The 18,418-nt window shown below is 45.9% G+C and carries 18 protein-coding genes and 3 pseudogenes (1 of these 21 only partly in view); 15 read left to right on the top strand and 6 right to left on the bottom strand.

The features are described from left to right. Positions 1 to 149 precede the first annotated feature (149 nt). Together folD and AR383_RS00170 are read left to right on the top strand one after the other, a co-directional pair. The gene (gene folD / locus AR383_RS00175) at positions 150 to 1,007 is read left to right on the top strand and encodes a bifunctional methylenetetrahydrofolate dehydrogenase/methenyltetrahydrofolate cyclohydrolase FolD (RefSeq protein ID WP_055731297.1); all 858 of its coding nucleotides are present in this window, start codon (positions 150 to 152) and stop codon (positions 1,005 to 1,007) included. Positions 1,008 to 1,168: 161 nt separating this feature from the next. After that, positions 1,169 to 1,870: a substrate-binding periplasmic protein gene (locus AR383_RS00170; protein ID WP_055731296.1), complete on the top strand. Its 702-nt coding sequence runs from the start codon at positions 1,169 to 1,171 to the stop codon at positions 1,868 to 1,870. Between the two features lie 3 nt (positions 1,871 to 1,873). Here AR383_RS00170 and cysS read toward each other — a convergent pair whose 3' ends face one another. Next, positions 1,874 to 3,253 (bottom strand): cysteine--tRNA ligase, encoded by a 1,380-nt coding sequence (gene cysS, locus AR383_RS00165; protein WP_055731295.1) that lies wholly within the window; start codon positions 3,251 to 3,253, stop codon positions 1,874 to 1,876. A 153-nt stretch (positions 3,254 to 3,406) separates the two neighbouring features. On the opposite strand from cysS, the gene AR383_RS00160 reads away from it, so the two are divergent. The 3 genes from AR383_RS00160 (at position 3,407) to AR383_RS00150 (ending at position 5,445) form a co-directional block, all read left to right on the top strand. Beyond that, on the top strand, positions 3,407 to 3,904 hold the full coding sequence (locus AR383_RS00160; protein WP_055734926.1) for a peptidylprolyl isomerase: 498 nt from the start codon (positions 3,407 to 3,409) through the stop codon (positions 3,902 to 3,904). 6 nt (positions 3,905 to 3,910) lie between these two features. Next, positions 3,911 to 4,660 (top strand): UDP-2,3-diacylglucosamine diphosphatase, encoded by a 750-nt coding sequence (lpxH, locus tag AR383_RS00155; RefSeq protein ID WP_055731294.1) that lies wholly within the window; start codon positions 3,911 to 3,913, stop codon positions 4,658 to 4,660. Positions 4,661 to 4,848: 188 nt separating this feature from the next. Further along, positions 4,849 to 5,445, top strand: coding sequence for a Yip1 family protein (locus AR383_RS00150; protein WP_055731293.1), 597 nt, complete (start codon positions 4,849 to 4,851; stop codon positions 5,443 to 5,445). Positions 5,446 to 5,503: 58 nt separating this feature from the next. Here the strand turns inward: AR383_RS00150 and rluB are convergent, their stop codons facing one another. The 5 genes from rluB to rnm are packed head-to-tail and all read right to left on the bottom strand — an operon-like array spanning position 5,504 to position 9,240. Further along, positions 5,504 to 6,364: a 23S rRNA pseudouridine(2605) synthase RluB gene (gene rluB / locus AR383_RS00145; RefSeq protein ID WP_055731292.1), complete on the bottom strand. Its 861-nt coding sequence runs from the start codon at positions 6,362 to 6,364 to the stop codon at positions 5,504 to 5,506. 26 nt (positions 6,365 to 6,390) lie between these two features. Beyond that, a complete protein-coding gene (gene scpB / locus AR383_RS00140; RefSeq protein ID WP_055731291.1) occupies positions 6,391 to 6,942 on the bottom strand; it encodes an SMC-Scp complex subunit ScpB in 552 nt (183 codons plus the stop codon). Beyond that, positions 6,939 to 7,754: a segregation and condensation protein A gene (locus tag AR383_RS00135; protein ID WP_055731290.1), complete on the bottom strand. Its 816-nt coding sequence runs from the start codon at positions 7,752 to 7,754 to the stop codon at positions 6,939 to 6,941. The genes scpB and AR383_RS00135 overlap by 4 nt, the downstream gene beginning before the upstream one ends. Then, entirely contained in the window at positions 7,754 to 8,374 is a 621-nt protein-coding gene (locus AR383_RS00130; RefSeq protein ID WP_055731289.1) for an L-threonylcarbamoyladenylate synthase, read from the bottom strand. Before AR383_RS00130 ends, AR383_RS00135 begins: the two co-directional genes overlap by 1 nt. Positions 8,375 to 8,415: 41 nt before the next feature. Beyond that, on the bottom strand, positions 8,416 to 9,240 hold the full coding sequence (rnm, locus tag AR383_RS00125; RefSeq protein WP_055731288.1) for an RNase RNM: 825 nt from the start codon (positions 9,238 to 9,240) through the stop codon (positions 8,416 to 8,418). 241 nt (positions 9,241 to 9,481) lie between these two features. Between rnm and AR383_RS00115 the strand changes: the two genes are divergently transcribed. From AR383_RS00115 to galU, 10 genes and pseudogenes are all read left to right on the top strand, one after another. Beyond that, positions 9,482 to 11,065: an anthranilate synthase component 1 gene (locus tag AR383_RS00115; protein WP_055731286.1), complete on the top strand. Its 1,584-nt coding sequence runs from the start codon at positions 9,482 to 9,484 to the stop codon at positions 11,063 to 11,065. Then, complete coding sequence (locus AR383_RS00110; protein WP_055731285.1) at positions 11,055 to 11,651, top strand: aminodeoxychorismate/anthranilate synthase component II; 597 nt, start codon at positions 11,055 to 11,057, stop codon at positions 11,649 to 11,651. Before AR383_RS00115 ends, AR383_RS00110 begins: the two co-directional genes overlap by 11 nt. Next, a complete protein-coding gene (trpD, locus tag AR383_RS00105; protein WP_055731284.1) occupies positions 11,651 to 12,655 on the top strand; it encodes an anthranilate phosphoribosyltransferase in 1,005 nt (334 codons plus the stop codon). Before AR383_RS00110 ends, trpD begins: the two co-directional genes overlap by 1 nt. A gap of 74 nt (positions 12,656 to 12,729) precedes the next feature. Then, positions 12,730 to 14,033 (top strand): annotated as a pseudogene (gene trpCF / locus AR383_RS00100) (bifunctional indole-3-glycerol-phosphate synthase TrpC/phosphoribosylanthranilate isomerase TrpF). Between the two features lie 50 nt (positions 14,034 to 14,083). Then, positions 14,084 to 15,274 (top strand): tryptophan synthase subunit beta, encoded by a 1,191-nt coding sequence (trpB, locus tag AR383_RS00095; protein ID WP_055731283.1) that lies wholly within the window; start codon positions 14,084 to 14,086, stop codon positions 15,272 to 15,274. Next, positions 15,274 to 16,079, top strand: a pseudogene (gene trpA, locus AR383_RS00090) (tryptophan synthase subunit alpha). The gene trpB and the pseudogene trpA overlap by 1 nt, the downstream one beginning before the upstream one ends. A 71-nt stretch (positions 16,080 to 16,150) precedes the next feature. Continuing rightward, positions 16,151 to 16,714, top strand: a complete 564-nt coding sequence (locus tag AR383_RS00085) for a septation protein A (protein WP_055731282.1) — start codon at positions 16,151 to 16,153, stop codon at positions 16,712 to 16,714. 1 nt (position 16,715) lies between these two features. Continuing rightward, complete coding sequence (locus AR383_RS00080) at positions 16,716 to 17,015, top strand: YciI family protein (RefSeq protein ID WP_055731281.1); 300 nt, start codon at positions 16,716 to 16,718, stop codon at positions 17,013 to 17,015. Positions 17,016 to 17,142: 127 nt separating this feature from the next. After that, positions 17,143 to 17,424: a ComEA family DNA-binding protein gene (locus AR383_RS00075; protein WP_055731280.1), complete on the top strand. Its 282-nt coding sequence runs from the start codon at positions 17,143 to 17,145 to the stop codon at positions 17,422 to 17,424. A 146-nt stretch (positions 17,425 to 17,570) separates the two neighbouring features. Then, positions 17,571 to 18,418 (top strand): annotated as a pseudogene (galU, locus tag AR383_RS00070) (UTP--glucose-1-phosphate uridylyltransferase GalU) (it continues 60 nt past the right edge of the window).

Here is an 18,418-nt window from a genome sequence, read left to right as displayed (position 1 = left end):
GGCTATCCATTTTTACCAATAACTACCGCCTTTAGTTACAAACATCACCAGATTGTCGAATTTCACTTCAAAAAAATCTGACATTTATTCGTCTATCATGCGAAAATAGCCCGCTCTAGCCTCGTCAATCACTAGTTAAAGAAGAATCAATGTCTGCACAAATTATTGATGGAAAAAAAATAGCCCAGCAAGTTCAAGAACAGGTCGCTGAGCGAGTAAAGCAAAGAATTGCTGAAGGGAAACGTGCTCCAGGTTTAGCCGTGATTTTAGTTGGGAATAATCCCGCATCACAAGTTTATGTTGGCAGTAAACGCCGCGTTTGTGAGGCTGTGGGGTTCGTTTCTAAGTCTATCGACTTAGACGAAGATACCGATGAACAAACGCTCTTGGCTGAAATTGATAAACTCAATGCCGATCCATTGATTGACGGCATTTTGGTGCAACTACCGCTGCCTGAAGGTATAGACGAAACCAAAGTTATTGAACGCATTCAGCCCGATAAAGATGTTGATGGTTTTCACCCTTATAACATCGGTCGTTTGGCCCAACGAATTCCAGCACTGCGCCCTTGTACTCCCAAGGGCATTATGACCTTAATCGAGTCAACGGGTGTGAGCCCTTATGGCTTAGAAGCTGTGGTAGTTGGCGCTTCAAACATCGTGGGACGCCCCATGACTTTAGAACTATTGCTAGCAGGCTGCACCACTACAACTTGCCACCGCTTTACTAAAGACTTAGAAGCCCATGTACGCCGCGCAGATTTAGTGATTGTGGCAGTAGGCAAACCACAATTTATTCCTGGTGAGTGGATTAAACCTGGCGCAATGGTGATAGATGTAGGGATTAACCGCCTCGATAACGGTAAACTTGCTGGCGATGTTGAATATGAAGTTGCTCGTCAACATGCGGCTTATATCACCCCTGTCCCCGGCGGCGTTGGACCTATGACCGTGGCTACCCTCATTCAGAACACCCTAGAAGCCTGCGAAGAGTTTCACGACCAATAAGAAATTTGGCGAATACTGTCTTTAGTATTCGCCTGTTTCTCTGCAACGTAGCCAAAATTAAGCTAGCTTAAACAATAGAACGTCATCAAGGCTACTCAATGTTGCACCGTTATCTACTGCTCGCTTTACTCACTTTGCCCTGCTTCCCCCGAGCAGAGAATATGAGCTTTGTAACAGAAAATCTACGCCCTTTTAATTACTTAGAAGATGGTCACCTCACTGGCATTTCTGTAGAGCTATTAAAACTGGTTTGGCAGACGATGGGCGAACCGGCTCAAAGCATTCAAGTAAAAACATGGAGCGAGGCCTATTACCTGCTACAACATCGCCCTAATATGGTGTTATTTTTGACCATACGTAGCCCAAGAAGAGAACATTTATTTGAATGGGCCTGCCCAATTACTAGCTCTAATATTCAATTAATTGCCTTAAACTCGCGGAAGCTACAAGTCAGCCATTTAACACCGAACAGCCCACTAAAATTTGCCGCGATGAAAGCTGGCGTTGGTGAACAACTATTGCTTAGCAAGGGCATCAAAGACAGCCGTATCATCACCACAGACCAATTAGATAAAGCGCTGCAATTGTTAGTTCGCGGACGAGTGGATGCGATTCCCTCTGAGCCTGAGGCCATTATGAATACCGCCAACTCAATGGGCTATAACGTGGAACAATTTGAAATAGTTTATAAACTGGGAAACTTGCAGGGCTGCTATGCATTCAGCCAAGGCAGCGATGCGGCTTATTTAAAACGCTTTAGAGCTGCCTTAGACAAAGTAACTAAGAGTGAGCAATACCTCGACTTATTAGAAAAATATCAGCTACAAAAAAAGCAGCCGAAGCTGCTTTCAAATGAACCTTAAACGCTAAGCTTTACGCCATGTGGTACCACCAGCACCATCTTCCAGCACTATACCCATTTGGCTCAATCTATCTCGAGCTACATCGGCAGCAGCCCAGTCTTTATCGGCACGCGCTTGATTGCGAGCGGCAATTAAGGCCTCGATCTCGGCGGTTTCACTATCATGCTCACCTTGCAGGAAACTCTCCACGTCTTGAGCAAGAATACCTAATACCCCACCCAGCTCTAACATTAAGCTAGCCAATTGTCCGGCCTGCTGAGTGTCACTATCTTTGACACGATTAAGCTCTTTAGCCAGTTCAAACAGCACAGGTAGCGCTTCAGGCGTGTTAAAATCATCATCCATTGCCGCTTTGAAAGGTTCTCGATAGGCGCTTGCTAGTTGCTCATCAATCGGAACCAACTCAACTCCACGCAAGGCCGTATATAAACGTTCCAAAGCAGCTCGCGATTGTTTCAAGTTTTCTTCCGAGTAATTTAGCTGACTACGGTAATGCCCCGACAATAAGAAATAACGCACCGTTTCAGGGTCATAAACTTCTAGCACATCTTTAATGGTAAAGAAGTTACCTAAAGATTTAGACATTTTTTCTTTGTTCACCTGAACCATGCCCGAGTGCATCCAATAATTTACGTAATTGGTTTTATGGGCACAGCAAGACTGAGCAATCTCGTTCTCGTGGTGCGGGAAAGCTAAGTCAGAACCCCCGCCATGGATGTCAAACACCTCTCCTAGGTGCTTCATATTCATCGCCGAACACTCGATATGCCAACCTGGACGGCCTTTACCCCATGGCGAGTCCCACATAGGCTCACCGGGCTTAGCACTTTTCCACAACACGAAATCCAATGGATTACGTTTTTCTTCTTCCACTTCAACGCGCGCTCCCGCCTGCAGCATCTCTAAATTTTGCAGGCTTAACTTGCCATAATCAGCAAAACTGCTGACTTCAAACAAAACATCGCCGCTATCTGCTACATAAGCGTGTCCATTGGCAATCAGCTTCTCAATAATTTGAATGATTTCTGGCATATGGGTAGTCACACGCGGCTCGATATCGGGACGTAGCATATTCAAGGCATCGAAATCTGCGTGCATGGCTGCAGTAAAGCGCTCGGTTAGCGCTTCACAGCTTTCGCCGTTTTCCGCTGCACGCTTAATGATTTTATCGTCTACGTCGGTAATATTACGCACGAAGGTCAGCTCATAGCCCGACCAGCGCAGGTAGCGAGCAACAGTATCAAAAGCCACGAAGGTTCGCGCATGACCAATATGACAATAATCGTAAATGGTGACTCCACACACATACATTCCCACCTTACCTTCCACTAAAGGCTTAAACGCTTGTTTCTTGCGGGTTAAGGTATTGTATATCTGCAACATCTAATTGGTTTCCTGTTCCATTTACTAGGGGGGAGCTAAAGTCGGCTATTCTACCACTGCCGTAAAGGAAAAACAGCCGAATTAAGCTTGCTGACTAGTCAGTGTGCATGGGAACGTTTAGAATCGATGCACTTAGCAAAAAAGGGTGAAAAAATGCTTACTTTACATACAAACTTTGGCGATATCGTGGTTAAACTCAATACTGAAGAAGCGCCAGAAACAGCGGCAAACTTCTTGGCTTACGCCAAAGAAGGCTTTTACGACAATACTATCTTTCACCGCGTGATTGACGGCTTCATGATTCAAGGTGGCGGTTTTAAATCTGGCATGGAAGAAAAATCCACCAAAGCGCCAATCAAAAATGAAGCCAATAACGGTTTATCGAATAAAACCGGTACGCTAGCCATGGCGCGCACCATGGATCCTCATTCAGCATCTGCGCAGTTTTTCATTAACGTTAACGACAATACATTTTTAGACTTTAAAACCGAAACCACTGAAGGTTGGGGCTACTGTGTCTTTGGTGAAGTTGTTGAAGGCATGGATGTAGTGAACAAAATTAAAGGTGTAGACACTGGCAACTTTGGTTATGTTCATGCTGACGTACCCTTAGAAGAAGTGGTGATTAACTCTGTGAGCATTACGGAATAAACCCTAGTGCCCACTTACTTCATCTCTGATCTGCACCTCAGTGAAGACAGGCCCGATATTATTCGGGCTTTTCTTGATTTCATGCAACAACAGGCCAGCCAGGCCGATGCGCTCTATATATTAGGTGATCTATTTGAGTTTTGGATTGGTGACGACGACAAAACTGCGGTAGCCAAGCAAGTTGAACAAGCCATAAAAATCCTCACCGATTCCGGCGTGGCCTGTTATTTCATTCACGGCAACCGTGACTTCATGGTAGGTAAAGCCTATGCCAAGCGTTGTGGCATGCAACTACTAGAAGAAGAAGAACTCGTCGAGCTCTATGGTAAAAAAGTACTGATCTTACATGGCGATACCTTATGTACCGACGATGTAGGTTATCAAGAATACCGTGCGGTTACCCAAAAGCGCTGGCTAAGAAAACTATTTCTATTGCTTCCCTTATTTGTTCGTCAGCGAATAGCCAATAAGATCCGTAGCAAAAGCAAACAAGCCAATACCAGCAAATCGTTAGGGATCATGGATGTCAATCAACAAGCCGTTGAACAACGTTTTGCCGATTACCCCATTGATTACATGATTCACGGCCATACTCACCGTCCCAAAATCCATTCACTTGGGCAAGCTCAAGGCCAAACCAAATACCGCGTAGTATTGGGCGACTGGTACCAACAGATGAGCGTACTAAAAATCGAGCCAGACGGGCTAAGTTTAAGTGCCAACCACCAGCTCGAGAAGCTTGAACTAGCTCAATAAATTGACTTTTTGATAGCCAGCAGCGAGCCAATAAATGCCAGCCATTTTTTAATAAAATGGCTAGCTATCAGTGACTAAGCGAAGAAACAAATAATTTACATCAAAAATTAAGCACTTGACGATTACTGACTCTTAGCGCATAACTTATAGCGAATGTTGCATTAATGTTAACAAAGCGAGGCAAGGTTATGTTATTCAGTCATGTTTGGGGACTAGCTTCTCACACCAAGGAAGAGTGGCAAGACATTGATAAGCACCATGAAGGCTTAGGTTCAAGCTTGGCCCATTTATTATTAATGGCTTTAATACCCGCTATTTGTGGCTATTTTTCCAGCGTGCACATTGGCTGGCATATTGGCAATAATAGTTTCTCTCTCACCCATGAAAGCGCCATCTTTATGTCTATTGCCATGTATGCGGCAATGGTCACCGTGGTACTTTGTCTGGCCTACGCCGCATTGTGGATGGCAAAGACCTTTAATACCGAAACCACTTACCAGCAAACCCTAGAGTTGTCAGCATACGTGGCCACTCCTCTGTACATGGTAGGTTTCGCAGCACTCTATCCCGAACCTTGGTTCGTGATGGTAGCGGGCTTAGTTGGGGTAACCTATGCCGTATATCTACTGTATACCGGTGTCCCCATCATTATGCACATTCCCGAAGAACGCGGTTTTATCTTCGCCAGTAGCCTCGTTACCGTAGGTCTAGTTATGCTGGTTACCGTGCTGATAGCCACAGTGATTCTATGGTCGACGGGCACCGGGCCGGTGTTCTCCCATTAAGGCTCATACTACAAATACTAAAAAGCTCGCCTTAGCGAGCTTTTTAGTTGTTTGGCACTTACTTCAAGCGTCGTCTCTTAGCCGCTTGGCTTTGCGCACGGGAGCGATGCTTACGCACTGATTTTCGTATACGTTGACTACTGCGAACCCTGTCGGCCACTTTAATCACGGTATTCTCTTCCTTACTTAACTGAACCAATTGGCGTAAGTAATTTACTTGCTCCAAAGGCAACTCTTGCCAACCACTGCGTGGTAGGCCTTTTGGCAAGGGAAGTAAGCCATAACGCACCCGAATCAGTCGACTCACCTGCATACCTTGTGATTCCCACATACGGCGCACCTCACGGTTGCGCCCTTCACTCAAGGTAACCGAATACCACTGATTGATGCCCTCTCCGCCCTGACGTTTCACTGAAGTGAAAGCAGCGCGGCCATCTTCTAGCTCTACCCCATGGCGTAGATTTCGAATCACCTCGTCATTTACGTCACCAAAAACCCGCACCGCATATTCGCGCTCTACTTCAAAGCTAGGGTGCATTAAACGGTTCGCCAATTCTCCATCGGTGGTGAAAAGTAACAAACCCGAAGTATTAATATCAAGACGCCCTACCGCAATCCATCGGCCATGTTGTAAACGAGGTAGGCGGTCAAATACCGTTTCGCGTCCTTCAGGGTCATTTCGAGAACAAATTTCCCCTTCTGCTTTATGGTAAGCAAGTACCCTGCATATGCTATCTTCGACTTTTTGAATGTCGATGAGCCTGCCATCAACCCTGACTTCAGCCCCTTCTTCGATGCGATCGCCTAATTTGGCCTTTTCTCCATCGACACTGACTCTCCCTGCATCAATTACAGCTTCCATCTCACGACGAGAGCCTAAACCGCTGCGGGCTAGGACTTTTTGAAGTTTTTCACTCATTTTACAAATCCGGATGGTAAAGTGCGCTAAGTCTGAAAGTCTTGCGGCAGTTTTTCAAGTAAAGTTTGGTCTAATTCAGGTAAATCGCTTAAATCTTTCAAACCAAAGTAATCTAAAAACTCTGAAGTAGTGGCAAACAAGGTCGGACGCCCTGGAATTTCCTTATGACCGACACTGCGGATCCAATTACGCTCTTTTAATACACCGATAATATGGCTGCTTACGGCCACCCCTCTAATCGCTTCAATTTCACCGCGAGTAATCGGTTGGCGATAAGCAATCAAGGTAAGCGTTTCTAACATGGCGCGGCTAAACTTCGGCGCCTTTTCAGCCCATAACATAGACAAATAAGGCGCATACTCTTGGCGAGCTCTGAACTGGTAACCCGATGCGGTTTCGGCAAGCTCAATGGCTGAATCTTGATAACGCTGACTCAACTCATCCAGAATCATGTTAACTTGAGTGCGAGCCAAGCCCACCTCGGCCAGTACCGTAGTTTGCAAGTCTTTCACGCTTAAAGGACGACCAGCCACAAACAAAGCGGCCTCAACTAATTTCACTAAATTTGGTTTACTCATGATTCGGCCTCTTCATTGGCCACCAACAGAACCTGAATGGCCATTAAGGGCTGACTTTGCACACATTTGATGTAGCCTTCTTTGATCAACTCCAAAATAGCCAAAAAACTTACCACCAAACCCGCTCGTCCCTCACTCAAGCTAAACAACTGACTAAATTCAACAAAGCGGTGTGCCTGCAGTTTTGCTAAAATATCGCTCATCCGTTGCCGAGTAGACAACTTTTCTCGTTTGATTTCATGATGCTCAAAATTTTGTACCCGCTGGGCAATGCCGCGTAAAGCCTCCAGCAATTGATCCATGGCTACTTCAGGATATATCACATTAACTGGCATATCCTCGGGCTTGGCAATGACCACGGCATGGGTATCTCGCTGGAGGCGCGGTAAACTGTCGACTTTCTCACTGGCATCTTTATAGAGTTCATACTCTTGCAAACGCCGAATCAGCTCTGCCCGCGGATCCGTTTCTTCTTGCTCTAACTCAGGCACCGGCAATAAGGTGCGTGATTTAATCTCCGTTAACAACGCAGCCATCACTAAGTATTCTGCTGCCAGTTCCAGCTTTAACTGCTGCATCGCCTCAATATAATCCATGTATTGCTGGGTAATCGCCAATACTGGTAAATGCTCAATATCGAGTTTCTGTTTACGGATCAAATAAAGCAACAGGTCCAAAGGACCTTCAAATTGCTCAAGAATCACTTCCATGGCATCGGGTGGAATAAATAAGTCTTCGGGTAGCTCTAACCAGGGCTCCCCGTTGACACTGGCAAGCGTTAACTGCTGGGAGGGCGATGCCTTATCTAACATTACTCAAAAGGACTCGTATCACCAGAGCCATAACGTAGAATTTCAGGTTCGTCCTCCGACAAGTCGATTACCGTTGTCGGCTGTTCACCTAAAAATCCGCCATTAACAATCAAGTCGACTTGCTGCTCTAATGCATCACGAATTTGCTCTGGGTCGGACTCGGTGAAGTCATTCCCCGGCAAAATAAGACTCGATGACATTAAGGGTTCCCCCAACGCTTCAAGCATATCTAGTGCAATACGATTATCCGGAATACGAATGCCGATGGTTTTACGCTTAGGGTTTAACAGCCGCCGAGGTACCTCTTTGGTGCCTCTAAAAATAAAGGTATACGGCCCTGGAGTATTATTACGTAACAGACGAAAGGCTTGGTTACCCACTCGAGCGTATTCAGACAGCTCCGACAAGTCTCGACACATTAGGGTGAAGTGGTGGTTTTTATCCAATTGACGAATGCGGCAGATACGCTCTAAGGCTGCTTTATCACCAATATGGCAGCCAATGGCATAGCCTGAATCGGTGGGGTAAATAACCACCCCACCTTGTTTGATCAGTGCGGCCGCTTGCTTCATTAAACGCGACTGTGGATTATCTGGATGTACATAAAAAAATTGGCTCATTACTATCCCTGCTAATGCGTACGCCTAAAAGGCCCTGCAGACTAAAGTGCTTGCCAGCGCAGCCAAATTGGTTGGCACTGGTCAGGTAATTGTAATCCTCGGCCTAGCTCTCGCCAAGTAGAAGGATGATGAAAATCAGAGCCTTGAGAAGCACATAACTGATGTTGCTGTGCAAGACTCGCTAACCATTGTTGCTGATCTTTTGACATTTGTGGCATTGCTACCTCAATGGCATCACCACCAAGCTCAGCAAATTCGGAGACTAACTTACGGATCCATTTATTGGATAAATCATAATGAGTAGGATGAGCCAACACCGCAAATCCCTTGGCCTGATGAATCGTTTCTATGGCTTCGCCAATGCTCATCCAGTTATTGGGTACATAGCCGATATTGCCACGACTTAAGTACTTATCAAACACTTTGTTAAAACTAGTGGCAAGGCCTCTTTCAACTAAGACATTGGCGAAATGAGAACGAGTGATAGGCGCACTTCCTGCCAGCTGTTTAGCTTGCTGATAAACACCATCGATACCCGCCTTGGCTAAGCGCCGCCCCATTTCCTGAGCGCGTAGCTCGCGCTTTTCTCGTTGTAAACTTAACTGTTGCTGTAGGCCTTGATGGGCAATATCAAGATTTAAACCAACGACGTGAATATCAAAGGCATGCCAAGCACAGGAGATTTCTGTACCTGGAATCACTTGCAAATGTTTAGCACTGGCCTGCGCTTGTTCAATACCGGCGGTGGTATCGTGATCGGTGATGGCCAACACATCGACTTGCATATTTTCTGCCCGCATAACAAGCTCTTTGGGACTTAAACCGCCATCGGAAGCAGTAGTATGGCAATGCAAATCAAATCGCATTAAATTTCCTAAATTTTTTCTTGACTTAGTGATGTCATTTACAGTTAACTAAGTTTACCAAAATGACTAGGAATAAACATGACAACTTTTCTTCTAACCAACAAAACTTGGTGGTGGCGCACTCCGAAATAAGCGGGTGTGAGTTGTTGTATTTCCAAATCATTAAACAGAACAACAAAAAGCCCGCTAAACGCGGGCTTTTTTTTATTTGCGCTACGGCCTTAATTAGGAGTAACGAACAATGAGTAACCACCCTAGGGTGCACCTAAAAAACGATCTCATCGATGCCAGCTATGTCGATGACCCATTAAGCTTATATCAAGAGTTGTGTAAGGAGACTCAACACAACCTGTTATTAGAGTCTTGTGAAATAGACAGTAAAGAAAACTTACAAAGCTTAATCTTAGCCGATGCCGCAGTGAAGATAATCTGCCAAGGGCGCGAAGTTCAATTTAACGCGTTATCGACAAATGGTGAGGCGGTTATAGCCAGCATAGCAGAGCATACCGACCACAGCCTAATCACCAACCATAGTACCAAGCAACTCGTTTTAAACTTCCCTCTCCCCACCGCCAACTTAGATGAAGATTCTCGATTAAAAGCTGCTTCTCCAGTTGATGCTCTGCGCATCATCGTTAAGCTTTACGGCGACTTGGCCTACCATGAAAAAGGGGTATTTTTAGGCGGGGTGTTCGCCTACGATTTCATCGCTAGCTTTGAGCAGTTGCAAGAGGTAGCCCAAAGCACTAATAGTTGCCCAGATTTCCAATTCTACTTAGCCGAAACATTACTATTAATAGACCATCAAGAACAAATCACCCACATTATCGGCTCGGTCTATGAACAACAAGAAGCCACTCGGATTGCAGAGCGATTAGCCCATTTAGCTGAACTGTGCGAACACAAAAACCATCAACAGCCCCCCACTGAGATTGACGACTATCAAGGTAGAATTGAAGCAGATATAAGCGATAGAGACTACTGCAATAATGTGGAAATTATGAAGGATTACATTCGCCAAGGCGATATCTTTCAAGTCGTTCCGTCGCGCAGTTTTACCCTTGCTTGCCCTGATACACTGGCCGCTTATCGAGAGCTAAAATTCACTAACCCCAGCCCTTACATGTTCTACCTTAAAGACAGCGACTTTGTGATTTTTGGCGCATCACCCGAAAGCGCTATTAAGTACTCAGCAACCAGTCGTGATGTAGAAATTTACCCCATTGCTGGCACCCGTAAACGAGGCTTTAATTCCGATGGTTCAATTAATAAAGACCTTGATGGACGCCTTGAGCTAGAGCTTCGTTTAGATAAAAAAGAAACTGCCGAACACATCATGCTAGTAGACTTGGCACGTAATGACGTAGCACGGATCAGCGAGCCAGGCACCCGCCATGTTGCAGACCTACTTAAAGTTGACCGCTACAGCCATGTAATGCACCTAGTCTCTCGCGTTGTTGGCACTTTACGTAATGACCTTGACGCTCTGCACGCTTATCAAGCTTGCATGAATATGGGCACACTGGTTGGCGCACCTAAAATTCGAGCGTCTGAGTTAATTCGTCAAGTAGAACAAAAACGCCGTGGTAGTTATGGCGGCGCCGTAGGCTACTTGGCGGGCAATGGCGATATGGATACCTGTATTGTTATTCGCTCAGCCTTTGTTAAAGATCAGCTGGCCCATGTACAAGCCGGCGCCGGGGTGGTGTATGATTCTGTGCCGCAAGCGGAGGCGGATGAAACTCGCAATAAAGCCGCCGCGGTATTAAACGCCATCGCCCGTGCTCACGGTTCAACTTTAAAGGATGTTAGTCATGACTCATAGTGTCTTTCTACTCGATAACTTTGACTCGTTCACTTACAACCTAGTGGACCAATTTCGTAGCCAAGGTTTAGATGTTCGTATTTATCGCAATCATTTAAGCGCACAAGAAATTAAACAGCATATCGATGACTGCCCCAACCCAGCGGTATTGGTATTGTCGCCAGGACCGGGCAACCCTCAGCAAGCAGGCTGTATGTTGGAACTGATTAATTTATGTAAAGGTGAAGTACCCATCATTGGTATTTGTTTAGGTCATCAAGCGCTAGTCGAAAGCTACGGCGGCGTGGTCGGTAAAGCCGGAGAAATCGTTCACGGAAAATCCTCTGCCATTGAACACGATAACCGCTTAATGTTTGAAGGTTTGAGTAATCCCTTGCCAGTGGCGCGCTACCACTCGTTAGTGGCTACATCGATGCCAGAGGGCTTAACTGTGAACGCTCACTACCAAACTATGCCGATGGCGATTATTAATGAACAGGACAAAGTGGTGGGTTTTCAATTCCACCCTGAATCCATATTAACCAGCGAAGGGGCCACACTTCTCGCCCGCAGCTTAGAATGGGCAATCCAAAAGGAGGACGCGTAATGCAGGCTATTTTAGAGCAGCTATTTCAAGGACAAGATCTCAGCATAGAGCAAGCACAACTGGTGTTTAGTCAAGTAGTTCAAGGTGAGGTAGACCCGATTATCTTGTCATCTTTACTCACCGCCTTAAAAATCAAAGGTGAGCAACCGCAAGAGATTGCTGGTGCCGCTAAAGCCCTATTAGCCAACGCTGCTCCCTTCCCTCGCCCAGATTATGAGTTTGCCGACATTGTGGGCACCGGCGGTGATGGTCACAATACCATCAATATATCGACCACCTCGGCTTTTGTTGCAGCAAGCCTAGGGGTGAAAGTGGCCAAACACGGCAACCGCAGTGTCTCAAGTAAATCAGGCTCTTCCGATTTACTGGCCGCATTGGGTATCAATATTCAAATGAGCCCAGAAACAGCGCGCCGTTGTTTAGATGAGCTAGGCCTGTGCTTTTTGTTCGCCCCGCAATATCATGCGGGGATCCGTCACGCCATGCCGGTGCGCCAAACCTTAAAAACGCGTACCATTTTTAATGTACTCGGGCCGCTGATTAATCCGGCCCACCCCACCATGGAAATTATGGGAGTGTATGACCCAGCGCTAATTGCTCCCATTGCTAAAACCTTACAACAACTTGGTATGAAAAAGGCCATGGTCATTCATGGCGCAGGCTTAGATGAAGTAGCCATCCATGGTGAAACCCAAGTGGCCGAAGTCAATGGTGATAGCATTATCGAATACAGCCTAAACCCAGTCGACTTCGGAGTCGAACTTGCAGAGCTAGATGCGATAAAGGGCGGCACCCCCGAAGAAAATAAAGCCATCACCTTACAACTGCTACAAGGCCAGGCCAGCCCTGCTCAACAAGCCGCGGTTGCAGTGAATGTTGCCTTGTTACTAAAATTAGCCGGCAAAACCGATGAGCTAGCAGAAGGAGTGAAGATGGCGCTAACAGAGATGGCATCAGGTCGAGCACTCACCTTAGCAAACCAATTGGCGGAGATGAGCCAGTGAGCCAAGTAGAACCGAAACAAGCCACTATTTTAGATAAAATCGTTGCCGACAAAGAGATATGGTTAGCCGAGCAGATGCAAAGCCAGCCATTAGACAGCTTTATCGAGCAAGTTGGGCCCACCGAGCGTAATTTTTATCAAGCGTTGTCGGGAAAACCTGCCAAGTTTATTCTTGAATGTAAAAAAGCATCTCCATCAAAGGGACTTATTCGCCCGGAGTTTGATCTAGACCTAATCGCTGGTGTTTATAAAAACTATGCTGCCGCCATTTCGGTGCTTACCGATAACAAGTATTTCCAAGGTGAATTTGCTTACGTGACTCAAGTGCGTGAACAAGTTGAGCAACCGGTATTATGTAAAGATTTTTCATCGATGAATACCAAATTTACCTCGCCCGTTATCACAAAGCCGATGCCATCTTGCTGATGCTATCGGTATTAGATGACAACGAATACCGCTTGCTAGCGGAAGTGGCCCACAAACTCAACATGGGCGTACTCACCGAGGTAAGCAATCAAGCAGAGTTAGAACGCGCCATTGCGCTGAACGCTAAAGTCATCGGCATTAATAACCGTAACTTACGCGATCTCTCTATTAGTTTAGAAAGAACCCCCGAACTGGCCAAGCAAATCCCGGAAGACCGGATTATTATCTCCGAGTCAGGGATCTACCAACACCAGCAAGTACGGGAATTAGCTCAATATGCCAACGGCTTTTTGGTGGGCAGTTCACTAATGAGCCAAGATGATGTGGACATGGCTTGCCGTAAGCTCATCTTAGGCGAAAATAAAGTCTGTGGATTAACTCAAGAGCAAGATGTGCAAGCGGCTTATCAAGCCGGCGCGGTATACGGCGGCTTAATTTTTGCCAAAAAATCACCGCGCTGTGTCAGCCTAGCCCAAGCAGAAAAACTAACCCAAGCGGCTCCCCTTAACTTTGTTGGGGTATTTGTGAATGGCTCGGTAGATGAAGTTGCCCAGGTTGCCAACCAACTGCAATTACATGCAGTTCAATTGCATGGCAATGAAGACGAGCACTACATCACTCAACTCAAAGCCAAATTAAATACCAGCCTTGTTTGGAAAGCCCTTGGCGTAAGCGATTCTCTACCACAGGCGCCGAGTAACGCCGATAAGATTTTGTTTGACAGTAAGGTTGCTGGGCAAAACGGCGGTACCGGGAAAAGCTTTGATTGGCAATTATTAGATGAGCACAGTCAAGGTGCGATGCTGGCAGGCGGCATAGGCTTAGATAATATTCAAGACGCCTTAACTTATGCTGCAGCCGGATTAGATTTGAACTCAGGTGTAGAACAAACACCGGGGATAAAAGACCCAGCCAAAATAACAGCTGCGTTTCAACAAATTAGACAGTACTAGTCGTAACGAAACGATTCGTACTTACATTTTTTAACGAATAAGAGTCAACAATGAGTAAATTAAATTCCTATTTTGGAGAGTTCGGCGGGCAGTTTGTGCCACAGATCCTCGTCCCAGCTCTCGACCAACTTGAGCAAGCTTTTATCGATGCCCAGCAAGATCCCGAGTTCTTGGATGAGTTCAATGGGCTACTAAGTGAATATGCCGGGCGTCCAACGCCTCTCACGTTGTGCCGTAATTTGACCGCCGGTACCAAGACGAAAATCTACTTAAAACGAGAAGACTTACTGCATGGCGGGGCTCATAAAACCAACCAAGTATTAGGTCAAGCTCTGCTAGCTAAACGCATGGGCAAAAAAGAAATCATCGCCGAAACTGGTGCGGGTCAACATGGCGTGGCCACCGCCTTAGCCTGTGCCTTATTAGGCCTTAAGTGTCGTGTATACATGGGCGCCATCGATTGTGAGCGACAAAAACCCAACGTATTCCGGATGCGCTTGATGGGTGCCGAAGTGATTCCAGTGCATAGCGGTTCCTCCACCTTAAAAGATGCCTGTAATGAAGCCTTGCGCGACTGGGCTGCCAGCTACGACACCGCTCACTATTTATTGGGCACCGCAGCCGGGCCTCACCCCTTCCCCACCATCGTTCGTGAATTTCAGAAAATGATTGGTGAAGAGGCTAAACAGCAAATCTTGAAAGCGGAAGGTCGTCTACCCGACGCCGTCATCGCTTGTGTGGGTGGCGGCTCTAACGCCATTGGCATGTTCGCCGACTTCATTGATGAAGAAGGGGTTCAGTTAATTGGCGTAGAGCCCGCAGGTAAGGGGATCGATACCGACCAGCACGGCGCTCCGTTGAAACATGGCCGCAAAGGCATGTTCTTTGGTATGCACTCGCTATTAATGCAAGACGAAAACGGCCAAATTGAAGAGTCTTACTCGATTTCTGCCGGCTTAGACTTCCCCTCAGTTGGCCCGCAACATGCCTATTTAAATTCCATTGGTCGGGCTGATTATGAGTCGGCAACCGATGAGGAAGCCTTGAGCGCCTTTCAAACATTAGCCGAAAGCGAGGGGATTATTCCGGCTTTAGAATCAGCCCATGCTTTAGCCTATGCTCTCAAGCTGGCACAACAAGACAAAGAGAAAGAGCAAATTTTGCTAGTGAATCTGTCTGGCCGTGGCGACAAAGACATCTTCACCGTCGCCGATATTTTCGAACAAAAAGGAAGCCTATAATGACTCAACGCTATGCTAATTTATTTGAACGCTTGGCAGCAGATAAACAAGGCGCCTTTGTTCCCTTCGTTACTCTGGGTGACCCAAACTATGAACAATCATTAGCGATTGTAGATGCATTGATTGAAGGCGGAGCCGATGCCCTAGAACTTGGTATCCCCTTTTCAGATCCAGTGGCCGATGGCCCAACCATTCAAGGAGCAAATGTTAGAGCGCTAGCCGCCGGCGTTACCCCGCCGCGTTGTTTAGAGATGCTCAGCACGATCCGTAATAAACATCCAGAAGTGCCGATTGGTTTATTGCTGTACGCCAACCTTATTTACTCTACCGGAATCGATACCTTCTATCAGAAATTGGTCGCAGCGGGCGTTGACTCGGTGTTGGTAGCGGATGTGCCTATCCATGAATCTGCTCCATTTAGAGAAGCGGCAAACAAATATGGCCTACAAAGCATTTTCATCGCGCCACCAAACGCCGATGAAGCCACTCTGGCCAAAGTCGCAGAATATGGTCAGGGCTATACCTACCTAGTAAGCCGCGCAGGTGTCACCGGCACAGAAACCAAAGCCGGTGCTCCGGTGGGCAAATTACTGGACAAACTTAAACAGTATAACGCTCCCCCGCATTACTCGGCTTTGGTATAGCTAACCCAGAACAAGTTAAAGAGACCATCGCTGCTGGTGCGGCGGGCGCTATTTCTGGTTCAGCCGTAGTTAAGTTGATTGAGCAACACCTAGAGCAGCCAGAGACAATGCTAACTGAACTACGAGAGTTTACTCGCTCGATGAAAGCCGCTACCGTTTAACTGAAGATCTTGCTACTATCAAAAGCCGCCTAATTAGCGGCTTTTTTAGTTGACGCGCCTACTGAGGAACTATGAAACAATTTTTCGAGTTTATCCCATTAATCATCTTTTTCGCGGTTTATAAGATGCAAGACATTTATGCTGCCACCTTAGCATTAATCATCTCTACCGCCCTGCTACTGGCAATTTCTTACATTAAGAACAAAAGAGTTGAAAAAATGCACCTGATCTCTTTTGTGCTTATTTTAGTGTTCGGTGGCTTAACGCTAGTTTTACGCGATGACCATTTCATTAAATGGAAGCCCACCGTTATCAACTGGTTATTTGGTCTTGTACTTTTAGTGAGTCAATTTGCCTTCAATAGTCCACTAATAAAGAAAATGTTAGGTAAAGAAATGACCTTGCCTGATCAGGTGTGGTCAAAAGTAAACGTGGCTTGGGCCTTGTTTTTTATTTTATGTGGTTGTTTAAACCTTTATATTGCATTTAGTTTTTCTGAAGCTTTTTGGGTCAACTTTAAAGTGTTCGGCTTACTGGGCCTCACTTTGGTATTTACTGTAGCGACAGTGCTATACCTCTATAAACACCTACCCAAAGAGCAACAACAATCATTATCACAAAAAAAGGACAATTAGCATGTGGTATGTCATTTTCTCCGAGGATGTGGCTGATAGCTTAGAAAAGCGTAAACAAGCACGCCCTGCTCACCTAGAGCGACTTCAAGCTTTGCTTAATGAAGGCCGCTTATTAGTAGCAGGGCCAATGCCTGCGATTGATGCAGAAGACCCAGCAGAAGCAGGTTTTTCAGGCTCAACCGTTATTGCGGAGTTTAATAGCTTAGAAGAAGCCCAAAGCTGGGCTGATGCAGATCCTTACGTGGCTGCAGGCGTGTATGCCAAAGTCACCGTTAAGCCTTTTAAAAAGGTTTTTCCTTAATAAAAAATTGGGCGATATCTTCGCCCTTCCTTCACTGTTTAGTTAATTTCACCCAAATGAGTCATTTATAAATAATGAAACTCACCTACTTTTAATATGTATTTCATCAAAAAAAGGAAAGTGAGTTATGAAATGGTCTAAATATGTTCTGATAGTGCTATTCACCCTGCTAAGTTACCAGCCCGTGTTTGCTGCAGACAGCGGGCAACAGCTTAACTTAAATACCGCGACAGCTGAACAACTAGATAGCCTAAAAGGTATAGGCGCATCCAAATCACTAGCAATCGTCCAATACCGAAACGAACATGGCAATTTTCAAAATGTTGAGCAGATCGTTTTGGTCCCGGGCATTGGTGAAAAAATTTACCTAGACAATAAAGACAAGTTATTCGTAGAACCTAAGCAGTAAACTTTAACAGAAAATTTAACATCCTTTCTAAGAAAGGATGTTAAAACAGACCCTTACACTTCACTAATATTTACCCTCTCAATTTAAAATGTCATGTTCACGTGCTAAAGTGCCAAGCAAATAAGACCTAGCTTCAAGAGAATGAAATGAGCGCCAAAGTACGTAAAGCAGTATTACCCGTAGCAGGGCTGGGAACCAGAATGCTACCGGCTACTAAAGCCATCCCTAAAGAAATGCTCCCGATTGTGGATAAGCCCTTGATTCAATATGTAGTACAAGAAGCGATTGCTGCAGGCATTAAAGAAATCATTCTAGTTACCCACTCGAGTAAAAATTCTATAGAAAACCACTTTGATACCAGTTTTGAACTCGAGGCAACCCTAGAGAAACGGGTAAAACGCCAGTTACTTAACGAAGTTCGTTCGATTTGCCCTAAAGATGTCACCATCATGCACGTCCGTCAGGGGTAGCTAAGGGCCTTGGCCATGCCATTCTATGTGCGCATCCGCTTATCGGCGATGAGCCATTCGCCGTACTACTGCCCGATGTGATTCTTGATGATGCTAGTGCAGATCTGAGCAAGGACAACCTAGCCGATATGGTGGAAAAGTTTAACCAAAGCGGTGCCAGCCAGATAATGGTAGAAGCAGTTGCAAAGCAAGATGTAAGTAAGTTTGGCATTGTCGATATTAATGGTAGCCAGCTATCACCAGGCCAATCAGCCGATATGATAGGCACAGTTGAAAAGCCAAATGTAGAAGAAGCACCTTCCAACCTCGCAGTGGTTGGTCGCTATGTATTGTCTGCGCAAATATGGCAAGAGCTAGCACGTACCCCACCAGGGGCAGACGATGAAATACAGCTAACCGACGCGATCGCCAGCTTGATGCAAAAGGAAACAACACAAGCCTATTACATGGTTGGTAAAAGTCATGACTGCGGCAGTAAGTTCGGCTACATGAAAGCCATTGTTGAATTTGGACTTCGACACCCA

This window comes from Agarivorans gilvus (assembly GCF_001420915.1).
Classification (GTDB): Bacteria; Pseudomonadota; Gammaproteobacteria; order Enterobacterales; family Celerinatantimonadaceae; genus Agarivorans; species Agarivorans gilvus.
Note: the sequence above shows the minus strand (reverse complement) of the source record. Positions and strands in the feature narration are given on the sequence as shown.

What these genes read in the sequence shown, in the direction of transcription:
- folD (WP_055731297.1), top strand. Translation starts at nt 150, where the DNA reads ATGTCTGCACAAATTATTGATGGAAAAAAAATAGCCCAGCAAGTTCAA.
- AR383_RS00170 (WP_055731296.1), top strand. Translation starts at nt 1,169, where the DNA reads ATGAGCTTTGTAACAGAAAATCTACGCCCTTTTAATTACTTAGAAGAT.
- cysS (WP_055731295.1), bottom strand. Translation starts at nt 3,253, where the DNA reads ATGTTGCAGATATACAATACCTTAACCCGCAAGAAACAAGCGTTTAAG.
- AR383_RS00160 (WP_055734926.1), top strand. Translation starts at nt 3,407, where the DNA reads ATGCTTACTTTACATACAAACTTTGGCGATATCGTGGTTAAACTCAAT.
- AR383_RS00150 (WP_055731293.1), top strand. Translation starts at nt 4,849, where the DNA reads ATGTTATTCAGTCATGTTTGGGGACTAGCTTCTCACACCAAGGAAGAG.
- rluB (WP_055731292.1), bottom strand. Translation starts at nt 6,364, where the DNA reads ATGAGTGAAAAACTTCAAAAAGTCCTAGCCCGCAGCGGTTTAGGCTCT.
- scpB (WP_055731291.1), bottom strand. Translation starts at nt 6,942, where the DNA reads ATGAGTAAACCAAATTTAGTGAAATTAGTTGAGGCCGCTTTGTTTGTG.
- AR383_RS00135 (WP_055731290.1), bottom strand. Translation starts at nt 7,754, where the DNA reads ATGTTAGATAAGGCATCGCCCTCCCAGCAGTTAACGCTTGCCAGTGTC.
- AR383_RS00130 (WP_055731289.1), bottom strand. Translation starts at nt 8,374, where the DNA reads ATGAGCCAATTTTTTTATGTACATCCAGATAATCCACAGTCGCGTTTA.
- rnm (WP_055731288.1), bottom strand. Translation starts at nt 9,240, where the DNA reads ATGCGATTTGATTTGCATTGCCATACTACTGCTTCCGATGGCGGTTTA.
- AR383_RS00115 (WP_055731286.1), top strand. Translation starts at nt 9,482, where the DNA reads ATGAGTAACCACCCTAGGGTGCACCTAAAAAACGATCTCATCGATGCC.
- AR383_RS00110 (WP_055731285.1), top strand. Translation starts at nt 11,055, where the DNA reads ATGACTCATAGTGTCTTTCTACTCGATAACTTTGACTCGTTCACTTAC.
- trpD (WP_055731284.1), top strand. Translation starts at nt 11,651, where the DNA reads ATGCAGGCTATTTTAGAGCAGCTATTTCAAGGACAAGATCTCAGCATA.
- trpB (WP_055731283.1), top strand. Translation starts at nt 14,084, where the DNA reads ATGAGTAAATTAAATTCCTATTTTGGAGAGTTCGGCGGGCAGTTTGTG.
- AR383_RS00085 (WP_055731282.1), top strand. Translation starts at nt 16,151, where the DNA reads ATGAAACAATTTTTCGAGTTTATCCCATTAATCATCTTTTTCGCGGTT.
- AR383_RS00080 (WP_055731281.1), top strand. Translation starts at nt 16,716, where the DNA reads ATGTGGTATGTCATTTTCTCCGAGGATGTGGCTGATAGCTTAGAAAAG.
- AR383_RS00075 (WP_055731280.1), top strand. Translation starts at nt 17,143, where the DNA reads ATGAAATGGTCTAAATATGTTCTGATAGTGCTATTCACCCTGCTAAGT.